Source organism: Bacillus sp. AFS041924 (genome assembly GCF_002577195.1).
Classification (GTDB): Bacteria; Bacillota; Bacilli; order Bacillales; family Bacillaceae_G; genus Gottfriedia.
On sequence record NZ_NULG01000020.1, the window covers coordinates 20,657 to 44,395 of the forward strand.

Annotated in this window: 17 protein-coding genes; 3 read left to right on the forward strand and 14 right to left on the reverse strand. The window is 32.9% G+C overall.

Features of this window, described 5'->3' with window-relative positions; genetic code table 11:
* Positions 1-2: 2 nt before the first annotated feature.
* Positions 3-155 carry a sugar-binding domain-containing protein gene (locus COC46_RS23100; protein ID WP_369700026.1) on the reverse strand — a complete coding sequence of 51 codons (153 nt, stop codon included), beginning with the start codon at positions 153-155 and terminating at the stop codon, positions 3-5.
* An 11-nt stretch (positions 156-166) separates the two neighbouring features.
* Entirely contained in the window at positions 167-346 is a 180-nt protein-coding gene (locus COC46_RS23105) for a hypothetical protein (protein WP_369700027.1), read from the reverse strand.
* A gap of 486 nt (positions 347-832) precedes the next feature.
* Here COC46_RS23105 and COC46_RS07115 point away from each other — a divergent pair, with 486 nt between their 5' ends.
* Complete coding sequence (locus COC46_RS07115; protein ID WP_098809045.1) at positions 833-1,102, forward strand: excalibur calcium-binding domain-containing protein; 270 nt, start codon at positions 833-835, stop codon at positions 1,100-1,102.
* Positions 1,103-1,804: 702 nt separating this feature from the next.
* On the opposite strand, the gene COC46_RS07120 is transcribed toward COC46_RS07115, so the two are convergent.
* The 6 genes from COC46_RS07120 to COC46_RS07140 form a co-directional block, all read right to left on the reverse strand.
* Positions 1,805-2,536, reverse strand: a complete 732-nt coding sequence (locus COC46_RS07120; RefSeq protein ID WP_098809046.1) for an SIMPL domain-containing protein — start codon at positions 2,534-2,536, stop codon at positions 1,805-1,807.
* 235 nt (positions 2,537-2,771) lie between these two features.
* Complete coding sequence (locus COC46_RS22660) at positions 2,772-2,894, reverse strand: hypothetical protein (RefSeq protein ID WP_255294841.1); 123 nt, start codon at positions 2,892-2,894, stop codon at positions 2,772-2,774.
* 711 nt (positions 2,895-3,605) lie between these two features.
* A complete protein-coding gene (locus COC46_RS07125; protein WP_098809047.1) occupies positions 3,606-4,574 on the reverse strand; it encodes a DUF4822 domain-containing protein in 969 nt (322 codons plus the stop codon).
* Between the two features lie 55 nt (positions 4,575-4,629).
* On the reverse strand, positions 4,630-5,304 hold the full coding sequence (locus tag COC46_RS07130) for an ankyrin repeat domain-containing protein (RefSeq protein WP_098809048.1): 675 nt from the start codon (positions 5,302-5,304) through the stop codon (positions 4,630-4,632).
* A 350-nt stretch (positions 5,305-5,654) separates the two neighbouring features.
* The gene (locus COC46_RS07135; RefSeq protein WP_255294842.1) at positions 5,655-7,289 is read right to left on the reverse strand and encodes a peptide ABC transporter substrate-binding protein; all 1,635 of its coding nucleotides are present in this window, start codon (positions 7,287-7,289) and stop codon (positions 5,655-5,657) included.
* A 154-nt stretch (positions 7,290-7,443) separates the two neighbouring features.
* On the reverse strand, positions 7,444-8,628 hold the full coding sequence (locus COC46_RS07140; protein WP_098809050.1) for an amidohydrolase: 1,185 nt from the start codon (positions 8,626-8,628) through the stop codon (positions 7,444-7,446).
* A 159-nt stretch (positions 8,629-8,787) separates the two neighbouring features.
* On the opposite strand from COC46_RS07140, the gene COC46_RS07145 reads away from it, so the two are divergent.
* On the forward strand, positions 8,788-9,708 hold the full coding sequence (locus COC46_RS07145; protein ID WP_098809051.1) for a S66 peptidase family protein: 921 nt from the start codon (positions 8,788-8,790) through the stop codon (positions 9,706-9,708).
* A gap of 168 nt (positions 9,709-9,876) precedes the next feature.
* Here the strand turns inward: COC46_RS07145 and COC46_RS07150 are convergent, their stop codons facing one another.
* The 6 genes from COC46_RS07150 to COC46_RS07175 form a co-directional block, all read right to left on the reverse strand.
* Entirely contained in the window at positions 9,877-11,472 is a 1,596-nt protein-coding gene (locus tag COC46_RS07150; RefSeq protein WP_098809052.1) for an FMN-binding glutamate synthase family protein, read from the reverse strand.
* Positions 11,473-12,461: 989 nt separating this feature from the next.
* On the reverse strand, positions 12,462-13,148 hold the full coding sequence (locus COC46_RS07155; RefSeq protein ID WP_098809053.1) for a response regulator transcription factor: 687 nt from the start codon (positions 13,146-13,148) through the stop codon (positions 12,462-12,464).
* On the reverse strand, positions 13,145-14,593 hold the full coding sequence (locus COC46_RS07160; RefSeq protein WP_098809054.1) for a sensor histidine kinase: 1,449 nt from the start codon (positions 14,591-14,593) through the stop codon (positions 13,145-13,147). The genes COC46_RS07155 and COC46_RS07160 overlap by 4 nt, the downstream gene beginning before the upstream one ends.
* Positions 14,594-15,175: 582 nt before the next feature.
* Entirely contained in the window at positions 15,176-19,339 is a 4,164-nt protein-coding gene (locus COC46_RS23010; protein ID WP_098809055.1) for a S8 family serine peptidase, read from the reverse strand.
* Positions 19,340-19,977: 638 nt separating this feature from the next.
* Entirely contained in the window at positions 19,978-20,739 is a 762-nt protein-coding gene (locus COC46_RS07170; RefSeq protein ID WP_098809056.1) for a hypothetical protein, read from the reverse strand.
* A gap of 181 nt (positions 20,740-20,920) precedes the next feature.
* A complete protein-coding gene (locus tag COC46_RS07175) occupies positions 20,921-22,384 on the reverse strand; it encodes a long-chain-fatty-acid--CoA ligase (protein ID WP_098809057.1) in 1,464 nt (487 codons plus the stop codon).
* Positions 22,385-22,610: 226 nt separating this feature from the next.
* On the opposite strand from COC46_RS07175, the gene COC46_RS07180 reads away from it, so the two are divergent.
* Positions 22,611-23,690 carry a site-2 protease family protein gene (locus COC46_RS07180; protein ID WP_098809058.1) on the forward strand — a complete coding sequence of 360 codons (1,080 nt, stop codon included), beginning with the start codon at positions 22,611-22,613 and terminating at the stop codon, positions 23,688-23,690.
* The last annotated feature ends 49 nt before the right edge of the window (positions 23,691-23,739 follow it).

The following is a 23,739-nucleotide window of genomic DNA, read 5'->3' on the forward strand; positions in this document are numbered from 1 at the left end:
ATTTATTTCACCTCCATATTGAGTAATGAAATAGCTGTAGCTTCATCTGTTATTAACGTCGTAATATACTTTCCTTTTAAAGCTCCGTAGATGGCATCAATTTTTTTCTCTCCGCCAGCTACGGCTATAACGTTTAAGGATCTTAGACTCTTCAAGTCTGTTCCGATTACCCTTTTATGGTTTGGCAAATCAATAATTTTACATTTCGATCGTAAAATTGACCTAAAATATCGCTTACTGCATTCTGATGTTTAATAAATGCCAGTTCGTTCATGGTCATTTTTTCTTCCTGAATAATCGTGGCATCAGGATAAATACCGCCGAACGAGTAAATCAGCGATCTCATTTTGAGTTAAGTTCTCTTTATAGTAGTACCAGGCTACTTTCATCAGCATATTTTCCGTGTAACGATCTTGGCTCATCTACTACACCCCTTAACAAAAGTTCCCTATGAAAAAAATTGTTCACCTGCTTATTAGAAATATATCCGTAATTTTAATAATAAGACCTTTCAAAATAAGTTTCCGACCATTCAATATTTTATTTCCGACTGGTAATATTTTTGTAATTTTTTGCTGTAATAATTAACTACTGTCGTCTTCAAATACTGATGAATTATATCGTAATTTTTTTTCGGACAGGTTGTAAGCGTTTCTGAATTTTTTATTGAGGTAATGACAAAAGTCCAATGAATCGTACCGAAGTGACTCTATTAGAAATAGATTAGGTATTGAAGCAATCACTGGAAATCCTGTTTTAAGGAAAGGATTATTTTTCGTTAAGTAGGAAATGATAATTTCAAACAATACATAAAAGAAAGGTATGATTTACTATGAAAAAAGTATGTTCTATTTTATTATCAACAGGACTAATTTTAGGAATGTCTACAGGAGTAAGTGATACATCGCACGCTGCTACAAAAATCGTTAAATATAAAAATTGTAAGGCGTTGAATAAAGTATATCCTGGTGGAGTTGCGCAAGCTAAGAACGTTAAAAATAAAGGTGGAAAAACTAAGTACAAGCCGTTTGTTTCAAAAGCATTATATGACAAGAATAAAGGACTGGATAGAGATAAAGATAAAATTGCATGTGAAAGATAATAAGTAGACTATTTAAGCCCTTCTCAAAGTGAGTAAGGCAGTAATAGAGCAGGAAAAAAATCATCGGAAAAATATTTATGAAAGGATCATCAACGATTCTGATAAATAGTTAAAAATTAGGAGAGGCGGGGATTTTTTAAGTCCATTTATTTTTAATTCAAACATAAAAATTCCTTCTTTCATCCATAAATTTCGTTACGTATTTTATGGAAAAGGTAAAGAAGAGAACCTCGATACAATTTGATTATTTATTCGTTACAGATTTTTGAAAAAACCTAATAAAAAAGACTATAAGAAGAAGGTATCTTCTCATAGTCTAATAAACTTAGTGATTTATAATTTATTATGAGCCTATATTAGCATCCAATAGATCCTATATGCCTCATATCAGTTTCATAAAAACTGATGGAATACAAAACGTATTCAATAAATATTCATTTCGTTATCAGTAAAGTAAGTTACCTTCTAATTTGCCTTTTTTCCATAAGAGCATAACAAATAAACCTAATAATTAGGCAATTTTCAAACTCACTTGGAAAACATATTAATTTAAAATCAAATTAATATTAGCAATTAGTCGGCATCATAAACTTACTTTCCTCATTTGAAATTTTTTATATTACCCCATTTTTCTGTTTATTTGTAAATAGGTATTATCTGTTTTTAATTTAATCTATTTTCACAAATTGAACTTTTATTCAATTAATGACCTACATAATTAAACATCGACTGGACAGATGCAGTTATTTTTATTTGACCCTCTTGGATTGGAGTACTTGGTCCGCTGAATGCGGCTGCAGTCATTGTTAAAGAAGAAAGTGGACGTACAATTTGAATCCCTTCTTCAGCAATCCAAATCGGAATGCTATTGATCGATAAACCTAGCGATTTTGCAATGTTTTCGGCATTAGATTTTGCATTCATTGTGGCCTTTTGTAATGCCTCGTGGTAATATGGTTCAGGATTTGACACTTCAAAAGTAAGATTTCTTACTTCATTTGCTCCATTTTCAACTGCAACATCGATAACTTTACCAACGTTTGCAAGATCTTTCACGATTACTTTAAATAGATGACTTACACGATATCCTTTAAAAACTTGTTGCGAATCTTGGTATTCAACAATACGGTCTATTGTATATGAATTCGTTTCAATTTCGTCTTGTTTAATGCCTATGCTTTTTAATGCATCTATCATTTTATTCGAGATAATCGCGTTCTGTGACTGAGCGTTTTGTACTTTCATATCTTCAACGATAGTACCTACTAATACAGACGACTGATCTGGCTTTACAGATACCTCCCCTTTTCCAGTTGCTTTAATCGTATAATTACTATTCCTATTTCTTGAGCCGAAAGCACTTTGATATTGAGGTGTTGTATAATCATATCGCATTCCTAATAAGTTATAATTATTTAATGGATAAATCTCCATCACATCCTTTTAAGATGAAAAAAATTTGTATTAGTGCCATTTATTGTATGTATTCGGACCTTTTTCTGTGAAAAAAAACGATTAACTCAGAATAGAGAGATTCAGATTTTAAGTGTTCACAACCCATCCACAAAAAAAAGCTTGTAAACTAGAGTAACTCCAATAGTATACAAGCTAAACGAATTAAATTTATTCAAAAACAGACGGATTTCCACTGCATTTTTTTCGCATCTCTTCAGACACCATTTAAGTCTTCTTCATCAATGTATTCATCAATTTGGTCTCTTTGCTTCCCGATTTCTAATGGTACTTCGTATTCAGGTACACTACACTCGTAATATGTAGAATTGTTAAACATGTTAATACCCCTTTTTTTAATAAATTGAAAGTTAAATAGATACTAATTACTATAATTAAACTAGATAATATCTTTAATTCCAATTGGGGGAATTTTATATCTTTCACCTTGAAAAGCAAGCTGTATTATCCAATTTTTGGTTCTTTATAGTCAATAAACACCTTATAAATCAAGAAAACCAATGCTCGTTGTATTGGGGGAATTTAGAAAAAATCAAATAAATTTTAAAAAAATAATGAAAGGACCATTATTTTTTTATTTCTATTCAATGACTCAAGATTTAACAGAATAGGGAATGCTCAGTAATTGAAATTTCCTATAACAGAATAAGAGGCTGTCTCAAAAGGTCGCTGAATAACGACATTTTGAGGCAGTTTTTTATGTTTTTTACTCTAAATTTAGCCATTTCTCTTCTGATTTACGAAATTCTGAACTGATTGCTATTCTCTAAATTTGATTTCAATGAGTTTCTGCACTAAATGTGTAAGTTTCTTAATTATCTAAGCGGAATCCAACATTAAATTTAGCTGGTTTCAGCACTATTTAAGCCGGTTTCAGCTTTAATTGAGCCAGTTTCAGCATTAATTGAGCCAGTTTCATAATTATTTAAGCGAAGTTCACAAAGTGTTCGACTTCCGTGCTAACAAACTAAAAAAAGTGCTCAAAAAGTACTTTGACTTTTGGGCACCCATTCTTTTGAATTATTTATTTTTAGAAACTAAACAATGGTTTAAATTCACCTTTGTAAGGTTCATGTTCTACAAATATTGTTATATCCTTTCCATCTTTGTCTTTACCCGTTCTTTTATAAGTAAATTTATTTTTATTAAGTTCAGTCAGCTCAAGTACAGCCCCATACTTATTAGTTCCAATCGAAACATGTGCTTTAATTTTATTTTCGTGTGCAATATCAAAATAACCATAGTCACCACGGCTAATTCCTGTTGCAAGATTGAAAAACTCATATTTATTTGTTTTTTCATCAAATTTTGCAAGACTTATAAAATTTGAATTATATTTAGTTACATCATTTCCTTGTTCATCAAGGACTTTTGTACCATTCCAAAGTGTTTTACCTAAAATTTTATCTCCATCAATATTTTTTACAATATCACCTGTTGTAGAATTCAATTGCTTATCTGGATCAGTAAAGGCCAGCTTTTTTCCTTTATAAGGAACATGTTCTACGAATACTTCTACATCGTTACCTTTTGCATCTTTTCCCATTCTCTTATAAGTAAAAATATTTTTATTTAATTTGATCATATCGACAACAGCTTGATAATTCATAGATTCTGAAATAAGAATTCTCTTTTTACCATCATTTGTAATAAAAAATGTACCTTTATCTCCTCGACTTTGTCCCGTTTTAGCATCAAAAAATTCATATCTACCAGATTTCGTATCATATTTAGCAAGCCCTATAAAATTCGCGTTTTCTTTTGTTAAATCATGATGATTTTTATCATACACTCTTGTTCCTTGCCAATCTGTGCTACTTAAAATAGTTGACATTACTTGTCCTTTAGTTAATTTTTTTACTTTTTTAGGTGCTTTATATGCACTTTCTTGCTTTTTGTTGTGATGTTCAACTTGTGCATTGGCTGCCGTATTGCAACCAGTTAATACTAATGTGACTCCAAGTAGTACAGATGAAATTGTTTTTGTTTTTTTGTTCATTTTATTCTTCTCCTTATACTAAATTCTCGTATTTAATGAGTCTAATAAACTTTGGTTATTTTGCTCCAGCTTTTAATAAAATGGCTTCGATCTCTTTAAATCCCTTTTCACGTGCATGTTGTAAAGGTGTGACATTTTCATTATCAGTTAAATTAACGTCTGCTCCGTGATCAATTAGGATTTGTACTGTTTGCTGTTGAATTTGATTCCCATTGTTTAAAACGATTGCTTCTAATAGAGCCGTCCATCCAAGATTATTGACATGATTAACATCAATATCGGTATATGTAAGAAGTTCTTTGACAACATTTACATACCCATGTTCTGAAGCGGGAATCAATGCAGTACCACCATACCGATTCGTAATTGATGGGTCAGCTCCAGCTTTAATTGTAAGTTTTAAAATATCTATAAAGCCTTCTGCACCAGCATATAAAAAGGGACTGTTTTTCATGTGATCTTGAATATTAACATCTGCTCCAGCGTCAATTAGTACTTTTGCCGTTTTGACATCATTATTGTAAGTTGCAATCATCAAAGCAGTTCGTCCAGTTGAGTCTTGAGCATTAAGATTCACACCATCTTCAATCAGTTTTATGACAGTATCTGTTTCTCCTAGCTTTGTTGCTTGAAATAGTCGTTCTTTCACTGATTTTCCCCCTTTTTCAAATAAGGAACATCCTTGTAGTAAAAGTATGCAGCCTAATACTACCGCAAAAAACCTCCACATAAAGTACAGTGTCCTCCTTTTTCAATTACATACCATCATGAAAAAACATCAATTTATTCCTGGGAAATTTCACTCCAATCTTTTTCCATAATTTAGACCTTCGTTCGTCTGAAACCTATATTAAACCTTAAATTAAAACTCCTTCTAAACAAATTCTTAAAAAAGTATAAAATTTTCTATAATATATCTTTATAGATGAGCTTTGTTAATTAAAATGTTGTTTTTTGAACAAAAAGATAGACTGTCCAATTGGACAGTCTACGAAAACTAATGTAGCTACAGCATCTGTTTGTTCTATTTTCTTTTTAAGAATTAATTTTTTATATACCTTTCAGATTTCAACAAGCCATTTATTTTTTTATGTACGCCCATTTGTAGGAATTTTTCACCCCATATGGGTGATTGTAGACGTTTTTCACATAAGATTTCTCTAAATAAGCCACACCATTCTGATACATAGGAGAAATGGCTGCATCCTTTCCAAGCAATTGCTCTTCAGCTTCTGCTAAAGCCTCCCATCGTAATTTTGGATCTTGTAGGAGAGTCGTTTTTGCTTTTGTGATCAATTCATCATATTTCGGATTTGAATACGCAATGTTATTGTTTGTCACCCATTTATCCAAAAACGTCATCGGATCCGGATAATCCGGTCCCCATCCTGCAAGAGAGATATCGTATTGTAGGTTATCTTCTAGCGCAAATTTAGGTTGAGCAGGTTGCATTTTAATGTTCACTGTTAATCCAGGTAGGTTTTTTTCAAGTTCAAACTTCAAAAATTGGGAAATCTTTTTATTATTATCGTCTTCTGTAATCAGAAGTTCTAAAGCGATACTTTGTTTTCCAAGCTCCTGTTTAGCCTTCTCCCAATATTCCTTTGCCTTTGTAATATTCGTTTTATTGAAATCACCTGTTGTATCGTCGAAATCTTCCCCATCCGGACCAAATGCCAAATTTTTAGCAACAAAGTAGTACGCTGGTGTTGACCCATTATTTAAGAGTACGTCTGTAATTTCTTTTTTGTTGTAGCCCATATCAATTGCTCTACGTGCATTCACATTTTTTAAAATAGGATTTTGGTTATTTAGCTTTAAATAAATAAGTCTTCCTTCTTGCGCTGTTTTAAATTCTTTATCGCTTTTATACTTGTCCACAAATTCAGCTGTTAGACTTACCCTATCAATTGCTCCGGTCTGATATAAATTGATTGCTGTGGAATTATCCTTCGCAATATTAAAATTGATTTCATCAAGCTTAACTGTATTCTTATCCCAATATCCAGAGTTTTTCACAAGTTTAAAGCTTTGTTCATGCTTCCATTCACTCATTTTGAACGGGCCGTCATAAACGACTGAGTTTGCTTCCATTCCGTAATTCTTACCTTGCTCCTCTACAACTTTTTCATTTTGCGGCATGAACGGGGCAAGTGTGGTCAAACTCAGAAAATACGGCACAGGATTATCAAGTTGTACTTCTAACGTATAATCATCGATTGCCTTTACTCCCAATTGCTCTACAGGGAGTTGCTTTTCATTTATCTTCTTTGCGTTTTTGACATCATACATGATGTAAGCATATTGTGAAGCAGTTTCCGGATCTAATGTACGTTTCCAGCCATATTCAAAATCATGCGCTGTCACTTTGTCGCCGTTAGACCATTTTGCATCTCTCAGTTTAAATAGATAAGTCTTTCTATCTTTGCTTACCGTATAAGATTTTGCAATTCCAGGCACTGGCTGACTGTCTTTTCCTTGTCTGAATAACCCCTCCATCACATTATTTAGCACACTGAGAGTTGTAGAGTCTTCCACAAGGGAGGAATCCATTGATGAAAGCTCAGATGTTTCAACTAAATGCAGCACTTGTTTTACATGTGGCTTACCTAAGCCCTCGACTGATGTAGTCTTTTCTTTTTGGGTTGCACATCCTGCAAGTGCTGTACCCATGACAAGAAGTAAAGCGGTTAAACGTTTGGTTTGTTGATTCAATAAAATCATCCTCCTTACATCCAAATTGTACACTTAATTATTATAATATTCTGTAAATAGAACGTATTACCTCTTTATATTTTCAATTTATCGAACATAAACATGAACGACGTGGATTTCTCCACAATCTGTTCCAAGAAAAATCGTTACGTCACTATTCATTATTTAAAAGATTACATGCAGCATGTAGGAACATGTTAACGCCAATAACAAGGGCATCTTCATCAATAGTAAACCTAGGATGATGATGTGGAAATGTACTTTCACTTACCTCTGCTCCAGAACCAATTTTAAAGAAGCAGCCGTCCGCTTTTTGTAAAAATGCAGAAAAATCTTCTCCGCCCATTGACGGATTTATATACACAACTGAATCATTTCCGTATACCTCAATTGCTGTTTGTTCCATTATTTTCGTGACTGCATCATGATTAATTACCGGTCTGTATCCATATCGGTAATGACAGGAATAGCTTGCTCCATGGGCCTCGCAAATACCTTTTACGATTTGTTCAATTCGGACTTTTGCGTCTTGTCGTAATTTTTCGTCAAAGCAGCGTACTGTACCAACTATTTCAGCAGTATCAGGAATGATATTATCAGCTGTTCCTGCATGAAATTGAGTAACTGACAGTACCCTTTGCGCAAATGCATTGGTTGCTCGCGAAACAATATGCTGCAAATTCGTTATTATTTGCGCTCCGATTGCAATACTGTCCACAGTATCATCAGGATGGGCCGCATGTCCACCTTTTCCTTTGATCGTAATATGGAACGCATCAGGTGCTGCCATCATCGGTCCGTATACGATTCCGATTTTCCCGACTTCCAAACCGGACATGAGGTGTAAGCCAATTACGAAATCAACCCCATTCATTACTCCCGCTTCTACCATTTCCTCCCCTCCACCTGGAAATTGTTCCTCGGCATGTTGAAACAAGAAACGGATTTCTCCACTAATTTCATTTTTATGCTTTGCCAAAATTTCAGCCGCCCCAAGTAAAATAGCGGTGTGCCCATCATGGCCACAGGCGTGCATCACGCCAGGGACTGTTGAGGCAAACTCAAAGCTGTTTTCTTCGACAATCGGTAAGGCATCCATATCGGCACGAATTGCCAGCGTTTTACCCGGCTTTCCACCAACTAGTCTAGCCATCACGCTATATTCAGTCGGACGTGAGAGCTCCAAATTTCCAAATGATTGCAATGTATCAAATACAAATTGAGAGGTTTTTTCCTCTTGAAAAGAAAGCTCTGGATATTTATGCAGGTGTCTTCTCCATTGCACTAGCCTTTCTTTTGAAATCTCTGTTTTAAATTCTACATTTTCTAATGATTTCACTTAAACATCTCCCTTGCATATTTTGAATTGTTAAATTCTCTTTCGTACAGATAATCCCCTCCTAAAATAAATATTATTTCTTAATAACTAAGTGAGATGAGGAAATTGCTGATAAATATAGAATATATATAAGGTGCTATACTAATAGGAGGGAGAAATATGCAAAAACCAAATGCATTAAAAATAGGGGATACAGTGATGATTGTTGCCCCATCAAGTCCGCCAAATATAGAGAATGTGATGAAGATGAAGTTAATATTAGAACAAGCAGGCCTACATGTTCTTTTCGGAAAAGGGATGACAGAAAAGCGTGGCTATCTTGCGGGAAATGATGCAAACAGAGTGTCGGACTTACATGAAGCCTTCTCAAACCCTGAAGTAAAGGCAGTGCTGTGCGCAACTGGAGGATATGGAAGCGGAAGATTGCTACAAGACATTGACTTTGAACTCATCAAAAACAACCCTAAGATTTTTTGGGGCTACAGTGACATAACAGCCCTGCATATTGCTTTTTTGCAAAAAGCAAACTTGGTGACGTTCCATGGGCCCATGATGCAAGAGTGCGGCGCTTGTACTGTTCCACCAGAGACAATAGCTTCTTTTAAGCAATTATTAGAACCTCTTAGTTTCACCTTCACTGCTTCTGAAAAAAATACATACCCTGTATTTTCACACTCTGTCACTGCCCCGATGACTGGCGGGAATCTAACGGTTTTAGCAAGCACAATCGGTACACCCTATGAGGTGGACACAAGAGGAAAGATTTTATTTATTGAAGACATTCAAGAAGAACCATACCGTATTGATCGCATGATTAATCAATTGCGATTGGCAAGGAAGTTTGAAGACTGTAAAGGGGTAATCTTTGGAGACTTTAAAGATTGCGGACCTCAAAAACGTCAAGAGTCCCTTACAATAGCGGAAATTGTGTATGATCATATTGTCCCACTTGGATTGCCAGTTCTAAGCGGATTTCCGATTGGTCACTGTTCCCCAAATTACGGAGTCCCATTTGGAGTCCCGACCACAATAAATGGAGTGGACCAAACTTTATCATTTGAACCTGGAGTACACATATAGAGATAGTTGAAGGGTGCCGACTAGGTCAGCACCCTATGCTACTAATCGTCGCACAAAAAGACTACACGAGGTAGTCTTTTTTGTTCAACTATCGAATTTGTTCTTTCAATATGAAGATATCAACTTTGCAATTAAATTAAATTAAATTAAATGATAAAGTTACTATTATTAATCTACTTTTTCTACCATTGATTGATAAATTTCCTTCAGTGACCACACTTTCCCTTTTTCATCTTTATAAACGACATGTTCACTTTGAAAGTGGACGGGGGAATCCAAACCGGCTGCGGCAGCTATCCGAAATAAACCTTCACGCATTGAAATTAGATAATTCGCTGTTCGATATTTTTTTTCATCAATGACAAGGGCTTTTTGTAAATCAGGATCTGTTGTGGCTACACCGACCGGACATGCATTGGAATGGCATTTTAATGCTTGAATACAACCAATCGTAATCATAAATCCTCTCGCGATATTAACAAGGTCAGCCCCCATTGCTAATGCAACAGCTACTCGATCTGGCGAAAATAATTTTCCTGAAGCAATCAATTTAACTTGATCACGTAAGCCATATTTTCTTAAAGCATAATCCATTAATGGCAATGCAGATTTAATTGGCAACCCTACACTATCCGCCAGTTCCTGGTATGTGGCACCAGTTCCCCCTTCACCACCGTCTACAGTAATAAAGTCAGGGCCTTTCCCAGTGCTTTTTATATGTTTTGCTAATTCATCAGCTTCATGACCACTTCCAATAACCACTTTCATTCCAACTGGTTTTCCTGTTTCTTCTCGGATTTTTTCTATAAAGTCAAACAAAGAAGGAAAGTCCTGAAACTCTCGAAAACGATTAGGACTATCAATAGATTTATAGGGCTCTACCATTCTGATTCTTGCAATTTCCTCTGTTACCTTTTCCCCATCAATATGCCCACCACGTGTTTTAGCGCCTTGAGCTAGTTTTAGTTCAAAAGCCTTCACTTCAGGAATTTTACTTTTTTCTTTCAAGGCATCCCAATTAAAATTCCCCTCTTTATCTCTAACCCCAAATAAACCTGGGCCAATTTGCATGATAATATCAACACCACCCTTTAAATGGTATTCAGACAAACCACCCTCACCTGTATTCATCCATGTCCCCTTCGCAATTGCTAAGCCCTCTGAAAGTGCAGTAATTGCATTTTCACCTAAAGAGCCATAGCTCATAGCGGACATTCCAATTTGACCTTTTACAATAAAAGGATACCTCGTGTTTTTACCGATCACAATTGCATCACTATCATCCAACAAATATGCAAGTGAATCGTCTTTTTCTAATCGTTCCTCCTTCTGTGTAAATAAAGGCTCTTTTATCAATAAATATCGGTTTGTTGTTACATTTATTTGTTGGTCCATTTTTAATTCTTCTGACAATTTAGGGAACATAGAATTTCTAATATAATATCCTTTTTCTTCAAAATCTCTTTTAGACCCAAACCCAAGGACATCACGTTTATATTTTGCTTTTTTGACAATATGCTCATATTCATCTCTAGAAAAAGGCTTACCTTCTAAGTCATTGTTAAATAAATACTGACGCAACTCCGGTCCAATAGTTTCTAAAAAGTACCTTACTCGTCCTATTACTGGGTAATTACGGAGTATCGGATGCTGCTTCTGTCTACGATCTATAAAAAACAAATATAATGTACCTATTATTAAAACTAGAAGTATTAAAGCAACAAAAATGAATCCAAGGATAATTAAACCATTTGTTATATCCAATGATAATTCCCCCTCACAAAAGTTCCGTAACATTACAACCTTAATCGAGTTTACATTTCATACTTTACACATTTACTTTTTATTTATACAATGCTTTACATCATCGAATACACTCTATTACATGGCTCTAATCGTTCCTTAACAATTTTTATATTTCATCATTTGAATCTTTTCGCGTTTAAATAAGCGATCTCCCTATTTTATATAGAACCCATTTAATATTATCGTTTATAAATATTCTATAAATCTTAAAATAGTACTATCACAATTGAACCTTATTGCCATTTACTTGAGTAAAAAAAGCTACCGAAGCAACTATAAGGTTGTTCAACTACAGCAATGCGTTAGCCAACAAGCAATTATTTATTCTCTCTCACACACGAATATCGCTATTCTTCTATCATCCTCTAGTTCATTATTGAGACTGAAACTGTAAATTCACTACTAAATTTTGGGATGTCATTTTGTTTAACCAACTTTTGCTTTAGTTTAATTACATTTATTCACAAACTTATCCTTTTTACAGTTCATTTTTTACTGCAATGCTGTCTTATTTGTAAAAAGACGACTGCACTTATTTGCAATCGCACTCATTAGCTCTATTTTGATTAACTACCTCACCAAATGTTCCCTATTAATCGAATGATAAGTCTTGGTATAAACATTAAAATGTTCCAAACCACTTCAAATATTAACTCAAATAGGGTATCTTTAAAAAAGCCGTCTCTATTTCTTTTTTTATTTCTCATCTTCAGACTCCCAATTAATCAATTGTTGTTTAACTATAAGACTCACTATAACAAATTCAATCTATTAAATAAAATCTACTTCTATTTTCTAATTTACTTATTCAGCTAATCTGCTTTATACTTCAATAAAAATTACCTGCCGACAATGATCATATTCCCCTGTAATTTACTGATAATAAAATTTGCTTTACAGTGCAAAATAAATAAAACCGTCACTTAGTGGCGGTTTTAAACTGTTCATTATACATTAAATCGATATCCTGCTCCCCAAACCGTTTCCAAGAATTTTGGGTTTGCAGGGTCTCTTTCTATTTTTTCACGTAATCTACTAATATGGACAGTTACAGTTGAAACGTCTGCTGCTGACTCAAGTCCCCAAACCTTTTCATAAAGTTGTTCTTTACTTAATACTTGGTTAGGGTTCATTACAAAAAACACCATCAAATCAAATTCCTTTGTCGTAAATGGCACTTCTCCTTCGTTTATAAAAATTTTACGAGCTGTACGATCAATTGAAATCCCATGAACAAAAATTGTTTTTGAAACGGTATTGTTTCCTGCTAGTCTTTCATATCGTGATAAATGTGCTTTTACTCTAGCAACTAGTTCACTTGGACTAAAAGGTTTCGTAATGTAATCATCCGCACCTAAACCTAGACCTCTAATTTTATCAATATCTTCTTTCTTAGCAGATACAAACAGTATAGGTATGTTTTTTACAGCGCGTAATTCTTTACAAATTTCAAAACCATTTTTTCCTGGAAGCATAATATCCAAAATGATTAAATCATAATTTCCTTTTAGTGCATGCTTTAGGCCTTCATCTCCATTATGCTGAATATCTACACGAAAATCATTTATTTCTAAGTAATCTCTTTGCAATTCTGCAATGCTTATATCATCCTCAATCAATAATATTTCTTTCACTTTTTCTCACCTTTCTTTAAGGAAAAGAATATACTCGTCCCTTTACCAAACTCGCTTGAAGCCCAGATTTTTCCGCTGTGCTCTTCAATAATTTGTTTTGCGATGGCAAGCCCTAAACCGCTACCGCCAGTTTGAGAATTTCTAGATTGTTCTGCACGATAAAAACGTTCAAAAATAAATGGTAATGCTACAGGATCAATACCTTGTCCATTATCTGTTACTTGTACAATTAATTCATTCACTTGTTCATGTAGTGAAATAGAAATTTTCTTTTGCCCTTTGTTCATATATTTCACACAATTACTTATTAAATTTGACAATACTCTTTTCAATTTCTCTCGATCCGCTGTCACATCAAGTGACTTATTCAAATGACTGAATTGTATTTCGATTCCTTGTTGCAGTAAATCCAAATAAATTTCCTCTACGTAGTTTCCTATATATTTATTAATCTCGATCGTTTCAAAATGAAATGGTTCTTTTTTTAGATCCAGCTTGGAAAATAAGAATAGCTCATCAATCAATGCATCCATATCCTTTGCTTTCGAATAGACTGTCGATAAATATTTCTCCATTTTCTCAGGAGTATTTGCTACGCCATCTTTGATCCCTTCCACATATCCAATAATAGAAGTAATTGGTGTTTTCAAATCATGTGAAATATTCGATAAAAGCTCTTTTCGATTTTCCTCGTATTGAATCTGGAGATTTATAGATTCTTTTAGTTTTAATCTCATCTCTTCAAATGCTTTATTTAACTCGCCTATCTCATCACTTGAATTCGTATCAATTACAAAATTTAAATCCCCAATTTTAATTTTTTCAGCACCTTTTTTAAGCAATGAAATTGGTTTAATAATACTTCGTGAAACTAAATAATTTAACATTCCAATAATTATGATAAATAAAACTAACAATAAACCTAGTAATATCGGAAACAAATTACGTATGACCTCTGTATAAGAACTTGCCTTCTTTAAAACGAAAATACTCCCTTGGTTTTGATCTGGAAAATAAAAATCAAATTTAACATAAGTAAAAAATAAATCATCTATTTTTATCGTATCACGAGTATTAATATTCGTTTCCTCAAATCCAGGAAGCACTTGCTCCAACTTTTTTTTATCAAGCGTTTGAGAAGCATACTCAACATTTTTTCCTTTTCGAACAACAATATCGATATTTTTATGCTCTATCCTTTTAATCTCTTGCTTATTAAGTAATTGATTAGGATTATGTTTAGCAAGAAGCTTCAAATCAAGAAACATACTTTCTTCAACTGTAGTCAAAGGTTTTTGTACATAAGTCTTTTTGTAAAGATTCTCAACTGACTTGACATCTCCTGTTATAGCAAAAATAATTAAAAAACCTGCTGCCAATAATAAAGTGACTGAAAACAAAATCACCCCAATATAAGACAGCAAAAACCTCATTCTTATTGACATTTCTTTCACTCACTTAGATTAAGTATTTAAATCAGATCATTCTTCATTCTTAGCATGTAAAATACATTCGTAAACTGCACTTTCAAGATTTCTTTAGAAATTAAGTGAACTATATCATATAAATCTTAAAAAAGTGTAAAATTTGTATGAAATAAGTCTAAAATGTTTTAAGTAAAGGACCAGCTATCTTTTTTCTACTGCCCTTTTCTAACTGCGAAAGTAAAAAAGTCATTAAATCTTCAAATTAATATGTTAGTTCATATGTAATAATAGATTGAAAGGATGTGGAATATGAAAAATCTAAAAGAACGAAATGTATCAAATAATTTAAGAATTTATCAAAGTCTTAATGTCAGGAGTCGGCTTTCTGATGAGGATCTATCCTATGAACTCTCTTTTTTTCACAAGTTTTCTTACTCAAGACCCTTCATTAGTTAAGAACTCACTTATTCTTATCCTTGTTTCCTTACTCATCCCCACTTGTAACTTAAGTTTTCTCATCTGCTCCTTCCCCTCTTACTCTCAACCACAAAAAAACCACCAGCGTAAAAACACCTAGTGGCCAAAAACAACTAAAAACAATTAACCCAATGGTTTAATATAATCTTCAATCGTTTTACCTTTATATTTTGTAACTGGTTTGATATTTCCCGAAAAATCAGGATTTACCATTAAATAGTTTCTCTTTACATAATCAAGATCTTTCTCGTCAACTTTTCCGTCGAAATTGATATCTGCACTTCGTTTATTTGTTCCTAAGTATGTTTCGATATAAATTACATCTAATAAATCAATTACATTATCTTGATTTACGTCTCCACCTCTTATTGTAGCGTAGTAGAAATATTTTAATTTCCCTGAATTCAACGCGTCATATGAATCTACCATTTCATCAACCTTTACATGTCTTTCGAAATGCCCAGGTATTTTGATTACGATTTCATATGATTGATCGATTAATGGAAGATTAGATACTGAGAATCTAGCTGCACTGTTGATCGTTGCATCATAACGTTTTCCGTCTTTGCCACCAATGACATATACTTCTGCATCTACTTTAGAATAATCCTTATTTGGATCTAACCATATTAAATTACTTGGAATAAATCCATCTGGGAGGAATCCACCTTCTAGAATTGAGTAGGACGGAATAATATTAACACCTTGTCCAAATTTATTGTTGATTGTCATTTGCGGTTGACCTAATATGTTAGCTTTAGCAGTTTGAAATCCAAATTGTTGAATCCATTTTGTATATATACTTGGTTTATCTTTAACTTTAAACGTAATGGTCGCTATAGGCATATTTGCATTAATTCCAGTTGAAGGAGTAGGTCCATCTAAGATTGTCGTTAATTTAAGCCAATTGTTTGATGTATCAGTTTTTTGATCTTGTGCTGTTAGATTAGCTGTTAAACCTAATTCCTTTGCTACATTTACATATTCGCTAGTCAATTCTATGCTTTGGTATTCAAATACATCTTTTGGATAAGTAAGTGTATATTCACCACCCATTAGATTTTTGATATTATATTCACTTAATGTCACTTTTACAGTATCTCCGTATTTTGCATCATACTTGTCAGTCGTTAATTTAATATAAGGTTGTCCTTTTTTGACCAATGTGTATGTTTGACTAGGGTGATTTTGTATACCGTTTGTAGCAATATCTTGCCCTAATAGTGTCATTGTTGAGAAATTTTTCTCTGCTTGGATTTTTCTTGTGTATTCAAAATTCCCTTTACTGTCAACGACTAATGGTACATTCCCAATTGGGTTTTGTGCACCTGTTACTTTAACTTTATTTTGGGATTGATCAAGAATATTACCATTTTTATTTATTTGATCAATACTTGCATCTGAAATATTTCCGCTAATTTTGAGACCATTTTCATCAACTTCGTAAACTCCACCTGGTGTATTCATTTTCATTGTTGGTAGTGTGTTATCTATTACGACTTGTTCTGACTTTTTAAATATGTTCCCTTTTTCGTTTGTTCCTACAATTTCAATCTCGTATCTTCCTGGAGATGCAAGGGCTCTAGTAATATGTACTGGTTGTTTAGGATTTCCTGTAAATGGGAAGTAAAGTCCATTAAATCCAGCTTCTAAACCATATGTCATTCCTTCATTATATCCCCCACCGAAGGAGTCAATGATTCCTAACTCTTTACCAGTATCTGCATTTTTTAATATGACATTGATTGACTCCATGCGACTGTTTAGAGAGAATGCAATTCCAGTAGATCCAGAGATTGGGAATGGCAAATCTCTTCTTGTATTAAATGCTTTTGTTGTTAATAAAACTTCTTTTATTCCTTCTTCCATTTTATTTAAGCCAAATGGTATTTGATAGACTTCATTTTGATCTTCTTTATTCGTAAATATGATGTAGCCTTCGTATAATCCTAATTCGGCTGACTTTGGAACAGTTAGCTTTGGTTTAATTTTTGATAGTTCATGAGCTTTAGCTATAACTTTAGATGGTACATCTAGTGTAATACCATTTATTTTTGCGTCTTTATCATAACTGTCAATATTATTAAAATGAACCTTTACATTAAATACTTTATCCTTGTTTGAACTGTTCGTCAGTTCAATCGTCTTTTTGTCTGTATAATCTTCATCTGTTGATATAATTGCTCCATAGCTTAAGTCACCAGCTGTCTCAGGGATCATCATTTTTATTCCATTTTCATCAAGCGTTGGGGCTTTATCCTTCACACCAATACGAATTGATGAGTGTACGGCCTCATCTGTGTCAATTCTTCCTGATCCTTCTTCAAATACACTATAGGCTCCATTTAAAGGATCTGCTGTATTCATTAAGGCTAACTTAACTTGCTCAGGCGTATAGTCGGGATGAGCTTGTAAAATTAAGGCAGCCGAACCCGCAACATGGGGCGCAGCCATCGATGTACCATCAAATCGAGCATACGCATGTTCGTAGTCATCCTTATGGGATACTCCATTGTAATAGGCAGGGATTGAAGAAAAAACTGCCACTCCTGGTGCGGTGACCTCGGGCTTTATATCATAATATCTTCTTGCTGGTCCTTTTGAACTAAAGTCAGCCAATTTATCTCCTTCTGTATCAAAAGAACCAAAATCATTCATCGTTAAATTTACGTTGCCTTTAGCTAACATATTTACAAGTTGTGTACCTTGATCATTTGGAATACTAAAGGTTGGGATAAAGTCGAAATTATTTCCGAAATAATAAGGAATATAAATTTCACCAGCGATATTATTGAACATAATAACTGCCTTGGCACCGTTTGCCTTTGCATTTTTAATTTTTTCATTTAAAGTTAAAACGCCTCGCTCGATAAGTGCAATCTTATCCTTCACGTTTTTACCGTTGTAATCTGCAACTTGTCCCTTACCTACAAAAACTATTGGTAGATTAGTTCCCTTTAAATTATTTAGATTAGTATAATCTGAACCCATCATTCTCATATTATCCAATTTAGCTGTTTCAGTAGCTGAAGTTGCGACTGCATTACTAGTTTGGATCGTAATAGGCGAACTGCTCGCTCCAACTGTAATACCAAGTGCCGATGAAGCTGGGCTACCAATCGTATATTGGTTAGGTCCTGCATTTCCTGCAGCTAATACACAAACTGTTCCAGCTAAAGTAGCATTATTTATCGCAACTGCCAATGGATCTAGCGGGTTGGCAATAGGTGCACCTAAAGATAAATTAATAACATCCATCTTATCTTCTACCGCTTTTTCGATTCCTGCAAGTATCGTCTTTGTCGATCCAGTACCATAAGGTCCAAGAACTTTATACCCATAAAGTTCAACTTCAGGAGCTACACCCGTAATGGCGAAATCTGATTCATTATTACCTGTTCCTGCAATAATTCCTGATACATGCGTTCCATGTGCGGTATACCACGGTTCACCAGAGGTTGGATTTAATTCTGATTGTCCAGATTTTTTCCAATCTTCATAGCTTGATTCCATTGGATCAGAGTCGTTGTTAACTAAGTCATATCCACCTTTATAAACATCTTTTAAGTCAGGATGAGTGTAATCAATACCAGTATCAACGACACCTACTTTAATGCCCTTTCCAGTAATTCCTTCTTTGTGTAACTTATTAGCACCGATTTGCTCTATATTATTTAATTTTATTGATGAATTGTTAATTGGTTCCCCAATTTGTTCAACATATGGTTCGACCGATATTTGCCTATCTTCGTAAACTGCACTTACCGATTCTAATGTTAATATTTCTTTTACTTTATTAGCAGGTACGGTCATTGCCACACCATTGAAGACATTTTTGTATTCTCTTTTAATACCAATAGATTTTAGTTTTGCATTTCCATTTAATTGTGCTCTAAAATTATTATGGGATTCCAATACTTTATCCCTAGATTCTTTAATGGAGGCTTTAAGGCCGCTATTTTGTTTGATTTTAAAATCAACTTCAGATGGAGCTTGTTTAAACTGAACAATTACATTTAATGGAGTATCTACATGTAAATCTACCTCAGGCGAGATTTTTAACCCTTCAGAATAATTATTCTCCTGCATGCTGTGAATCATTTCGCGATCGGCATTGGATAAATATTTTAAATAACTATCAATATCCTTAATGCTAACATTTGAACCTGTAGAGTTCGTCACAGCGAATATTTTGTGCCCTGGGATTATACTAGTTGATAGTAAACTAGTAGTCATTACCCCAACAGTCATTGCACTGACAAATTTTTTGTTCTTTTTCTTCCTCATCTGCCTTCTCCTTTTTTTGTACTTTTCTGAAAAATCTTACAATTATTATTATAATAAGACAATTTATCTTTGTGTATTGGGGGAATTCCTGATGAGAAAAGTGTCATTTTACGACAAGAATTCCATTATTTGTAAATTCCCTAAAAAACAATTTATGAACAAAAAGGCATTTTCTAAATTCTAAACTTACTACAAGGACGACAAAAACTAATCATACAAAACCATTTGTTAAGGTCTGAACACTAACAAACCTTAAAAAACAAACTTAATTTAGGAAAATATTAATCAATTATTAATTTTAAAGTGAATGAGATTTTTGTATTTTTTTGTAATATTTTTTGATTAAAAATTGCGGGATTTATCTGTATTATTTTGAAATTTCTGTATATTCTTTCTTTATTAAACAGATATTTTTTTAAAAAGACATAATTTTCATTTCATCTGAAGATAGATCTATTCGTAATATTTTAATAATATTATTCATTAAAAAAGTAAGTTGAGTAATTCTTAATAATAAAAAACCACCAGACTGTCTCTGTTGGCAATTAATATCTATTTTAGTTAAGACCTAACTCCGATGAAGATATTTAAATAGGAACAAATAAAAAAACACACCTAAAAGGTGCATTCCATTATCTTTATTTATGAAATAGGATTCGATCATATTTGATTTCCTCACTAAGCGTTTCCCCATCTTTTTCAACAGGAATATAGCATATTACCATTCCACCTATTGTTTTTTCATTTGGTATATGAAAATGGATCATTGTTTTTGCACTCTTCCAAATATCAATTAGAGTAGGTAGTGCAACAAGATCGTCCTGGCGATCATCATTACCTGCTATTAATCCACTATTTTCATTTTTTATTCCATCAAACGTACACAATTCAACTCCTGGGTAATCTGTTTTGAAAGTTACATTGTAATAAGTATTTTTTTTATCCTTCCATCTCTCTATTTCATAATCGTGGTTTTTTGTATTTGTTAACAACATCTCATCCATCTGTTCAATTGTTGATTTCTCTTTTACCTTTTTTCCCATCGCTTCATCATAAAGCTTAAATTTATATTCACCAGAAGCGTTATATCCATCCATTTGGACGACATATGTACCGTTTTTTTGTATATCAAAGGAACCTTGGAATTTTGCCTTCTTTTTTATTGAAGTTGTAAAAACGATATCACCTGTTTTCTTATTATAAATAGTTAAATCTACTCTACCTTTATTGACAACAAATGAATAATCAACATAGTACACATCTCCTTTTTGTGCACTAAATGAAGTTAATTTATTAGAATCATCCAACTTAAAATGGTTACCTGTAAATGATTGCATTGTACAACTCGTTAGAACTAGTAACATTACACTTACACACACTATATAAATGCTCTTTCCCATCAAATATCTCCTTCGTTTGAATACTATCTTAATAATCACATAATCATGATGAGTTGCAAAGCGTAATTGTTAATAAATTTTGATAATTAGATAGATTTATATTCATACCAACGAGATTTCGAGCTTTAACCAAAAAAAGAAAGTTCAATTTTTAATATTGAACTTTCTTTCTTCTTTTTATTTACTTAAGCAATCTTTTTAATATCTTCCCAGTACTATTTTTTGGTAGTTCTTTAACAAAATAAATGTGCTTTGGTACTTTATAATAAACAAGTGCTTTTTTACAAAAATCAATAATCTCTCTTTCTGTAAGTAAATCATTTGATACTACTAAATATGCACATACACTTTCACCAAATAATTGATCAGGTTTTCCAACAACCGCTGCTTCATTTATATCAGGATGTTCATAAAGACGTTCTTCTATTTCCCTAGGGTAAACATTATATCCATTTGTAATGATGACGTCTTTTTTTCGGTCTAAAAGAAATAAATAACCCTCTTTATCCTTTTTACCTAAATCGCCAGTTTTAAACCAACCATTACTAAATGCTTTGGCAGTTTCTACTTTTTTAATTAAATAGCCACGCATTACATTCGGACCGATGGCAACAACTTCACCTATTTCACCCGTTTGAACTTCTTCTCCATTTTCATTGACAATTTTTGTCTTTACACTAGGCAGATCAAGTCCAACTGATCCTGGCTTACAAATCCCTCGATATGGGTTGAAAGTAAGAACAGGGGCTGTTTCCGATAATCCATAGCCTTCTACAATTAAAATATTATATTTTTCTTGAATTGACTGCAATAATTCAATCGGAATCGAGGCACCACCAGAAATACAGGCTCTTAAACTGCTAAAATCTTTTGCTGTTACACTGTTTAATTGATATAAATAATTATAGATCGTCGGTACTGCTGCAATTAAAGTCGCTTTTTCTTTTTTAATAATTTCAACTAAATCCGCTGGATGAAATTTAGGAATAATGATCGTTGATGCACCATTTAAGAAAATCATATTTACACATAAAGTTAAGCAAAATGAATGAAACATAGGAAGGACGCAAATCATTCGATCATCTTCACTTAATTCTATTAATTTTGTAAAGTCATTAGCATTTTCAATTAAATTTTTATGAGACAACATTGCCCCTTTAGGATTACCGGTTGTACCGGATGTATATAAAATAACTGCCGTATCATCTTGTTGAATTTCGATTATATCTATATGATTTTTTATTGTCTCTTTCGGTTCATCTATTAAAATAATATTTAATAAAGCAGAACACTGTTCTTTAACTTTTTTAAGCTTTTCCTTCTGATCACTAGTAGAGATTACTAGTCTAGCTTGGGAGTCTTTAAATATATAACTAATTTCACTTTCCGTAAAAGCTGGATTTAATGGAATTACAATCGCACCGAGTTTTAATATTGCTAGGTATACTTGAATAAAGTCTGGAGAATTTCCGAGTAATATTGCAACCTTATCTCCTTTTTCAATCTTTTCTTCTTTCAATAGTTGAGCCAGGTTTTCACATGATGAAATAAGGTCTTCATAATTTGTTTTGTTTCCATTATAAATATAAGCTAAGTTTTTACTTTTCGTTTCAGCTACTTCTTTAATCATCCCATATATATTCATTACTTTATCAATCCTTAGTTAATTTCGTTATTCGTTTTTCATATAAATTAATTATTCTATAAAAAAACTTCTTTTTAACCAATTATTTGATTTAAATTATTATTTAATCCTTAAATTCATCGTTAAAAAGACCTATTTTACTTTAATTCTATCAAACAAATATTTTTTAATGATATAATTTTAATACTACATAATCATATCATAATTTGCGAGAAGGTGATAACGAATGGCACAACCTATAATCAATAGTAAAACGAAAAAGTCGTTAATACGAATTGGGGTTGTATTCGCATTAATTGCTACTAAATTAAAGCTAATTTTACCACTATTAAAAGCTGCAAAATTTTTATCTTTTTTAAGTATGTTATTATATTTATTTGTTTACGGATTTACGTTTGGATGGTATTTTGCATTCGCACTCGTTTATTTATTAATTTGTCATGAAGGTGGACATTTAATTGCTGCAAAACAAAAGGGGCTCCCAACTTCACCAGCATTTTTTATTCCGTTTGTCGGAGCAGTCATCTCACTTAAGGAAATGCCAAAAGATGCAGTAACGGAATCTTACGTAGCATTCGGTGGTCCGTTAGTAGGATTAATTTCAATTTTACCTGCAATTCCGCTCTATTATTACACACATAATGAATTTTTTGGATTAGTAATTGCCTTAGGCTGTATATTAAATTTATTTAACTTAATTCCGCTTTCTCCTTTAGATGGCGGTAGAATTTTAAGTGTTTTACCACCAATTTTTTGGTTTATTGGTATTATGATAATGTTAGTGTTTTTATTTTATCAGCCTAGTTTTATTGCTTTTTATATTATTATTTTAGGCATTACGACTTTTATTAAAAGGATTCGTGAAGCTTACCAGTTAACTGTCATTAAAGAAAAAATTAAGCTCTATGAGCATACGATTAAACAATTTCAATTTGGTATTTTCAATTTGTATTCTGATCGGAATTTTAATAAACGTTTCTTTATCCCATTTTTTGAAGATAAAAAGAAATTAGAATTAGAAATACATAAAGAGCGTTATGAAATTAACTATATCATTCGATCAGTTCGTTCACGCATCAACGAACCGGACTTGGACTGGAGAAATTATATTGATGAAAAGATAGAAGAAATTAGACATAAAAGAATTGCGCCTTTAGTAAAACAACAAGAGACTTTAGAAACCTACTATGTTTCTAGTAATCGTAAAAAATGGCAAATCTTTATTGCCTATATCATTTTAGCGAGTAGTTTAGCTTTATTAGGTTTTTGGAGTTATGGATTAATTGAACATGTTTTAGGGAAATAACAGCAGAAGAACCTTTTTGAATTGATCAAAATAGGTTCTTCTTTTTTGT

Excerpts from the sequence above, each read along its gene's own strand:
- COC46_RS07160 (WP_098809054.1), bottom strand. The coding sequence starts at position 14,593 with ATGTCAATAAGAATGAGGTTTTTGCTGTCTTATATTGGGGTGATTTTG.
- COC46_RS07175 (WP_098809057.1), bottom strand. The coding sequence starts at position 22,384 with ATGAATATATATGGGATGATTAAAGAAGTAGCTGAAACGAAAAGTAAA.
- COC46_RS22660 (WP_255294841.1), bottom strand. The coding sequence starts at position 2,894 with ATGTTTAACAATTCTACATATTACGAGTGTAGTGTACCTGAATACGAA.
- COC46_RS07125 (WP_098809047.1), bottom strand. The coding sequence starts at position 4,574 with ATGAACAAAAAAACAAAAACAATTTCATCTGTACTACTTGGAGTCACA.
- COC46_RS07120 (WP_098809046.1), bottom strand. The coding sequence starts at position 2,536 with ATGGAGATTTATCCATTAAATAATTATAACTTATTAGGAATGCGATAT.
- COC46_RS23105 (WP_369700027.1), bottom strand. The coding sequence starts at position 346 with ATGAGATCGCTGATTTACTCGTTCGGCGGTATTTATCCTGATGCCACG.
- COC46_RS07130 (WP_098809048.1), bottom strand. The coding sequence starts at position 5,304 with ATGTGGAGGTTTTTTGCGGTAGTATTAGGCTGCATACTTTTACTACAA.
- COC46_RS07145 (WP_098809051.1), top strand. The coding sequence starts at position 8,788 with ATGCAAAAACCAAATGCATTAAAAATAGGGGATACAGTGATGATTGTT.
- COC46_RS07115 (WP_098809045.1), top strand. The coding sequence starts at position 833 with ATGAAAAAAGTATGTTCTATTTTATTATCAACAGGACTAATTTTAGGA.
- COC46_RS23010 (WP_098809055.1), bottom strand. The coding sequence starts at position 19,339 with ATGAGGAAGAAAAAGAACAAAAAATTTGTCAGTGCAATGACTGTTGGG.
- COC46_RS07180 (WP_098809058.1), top strand. The coding sequence starts at position 22,611 with ATGGCACAACCTATAATCAATAGTAAAACGAAAAAGTCGTTAATACGA.
- COC46_RS07170 (WP_098809056.1), bottom strand. The coding sequence starts at position 20,739 with ATGGGAAAGAGCATTTATATAGTGTGTGTAAGTGTAATGTTACTAGTT.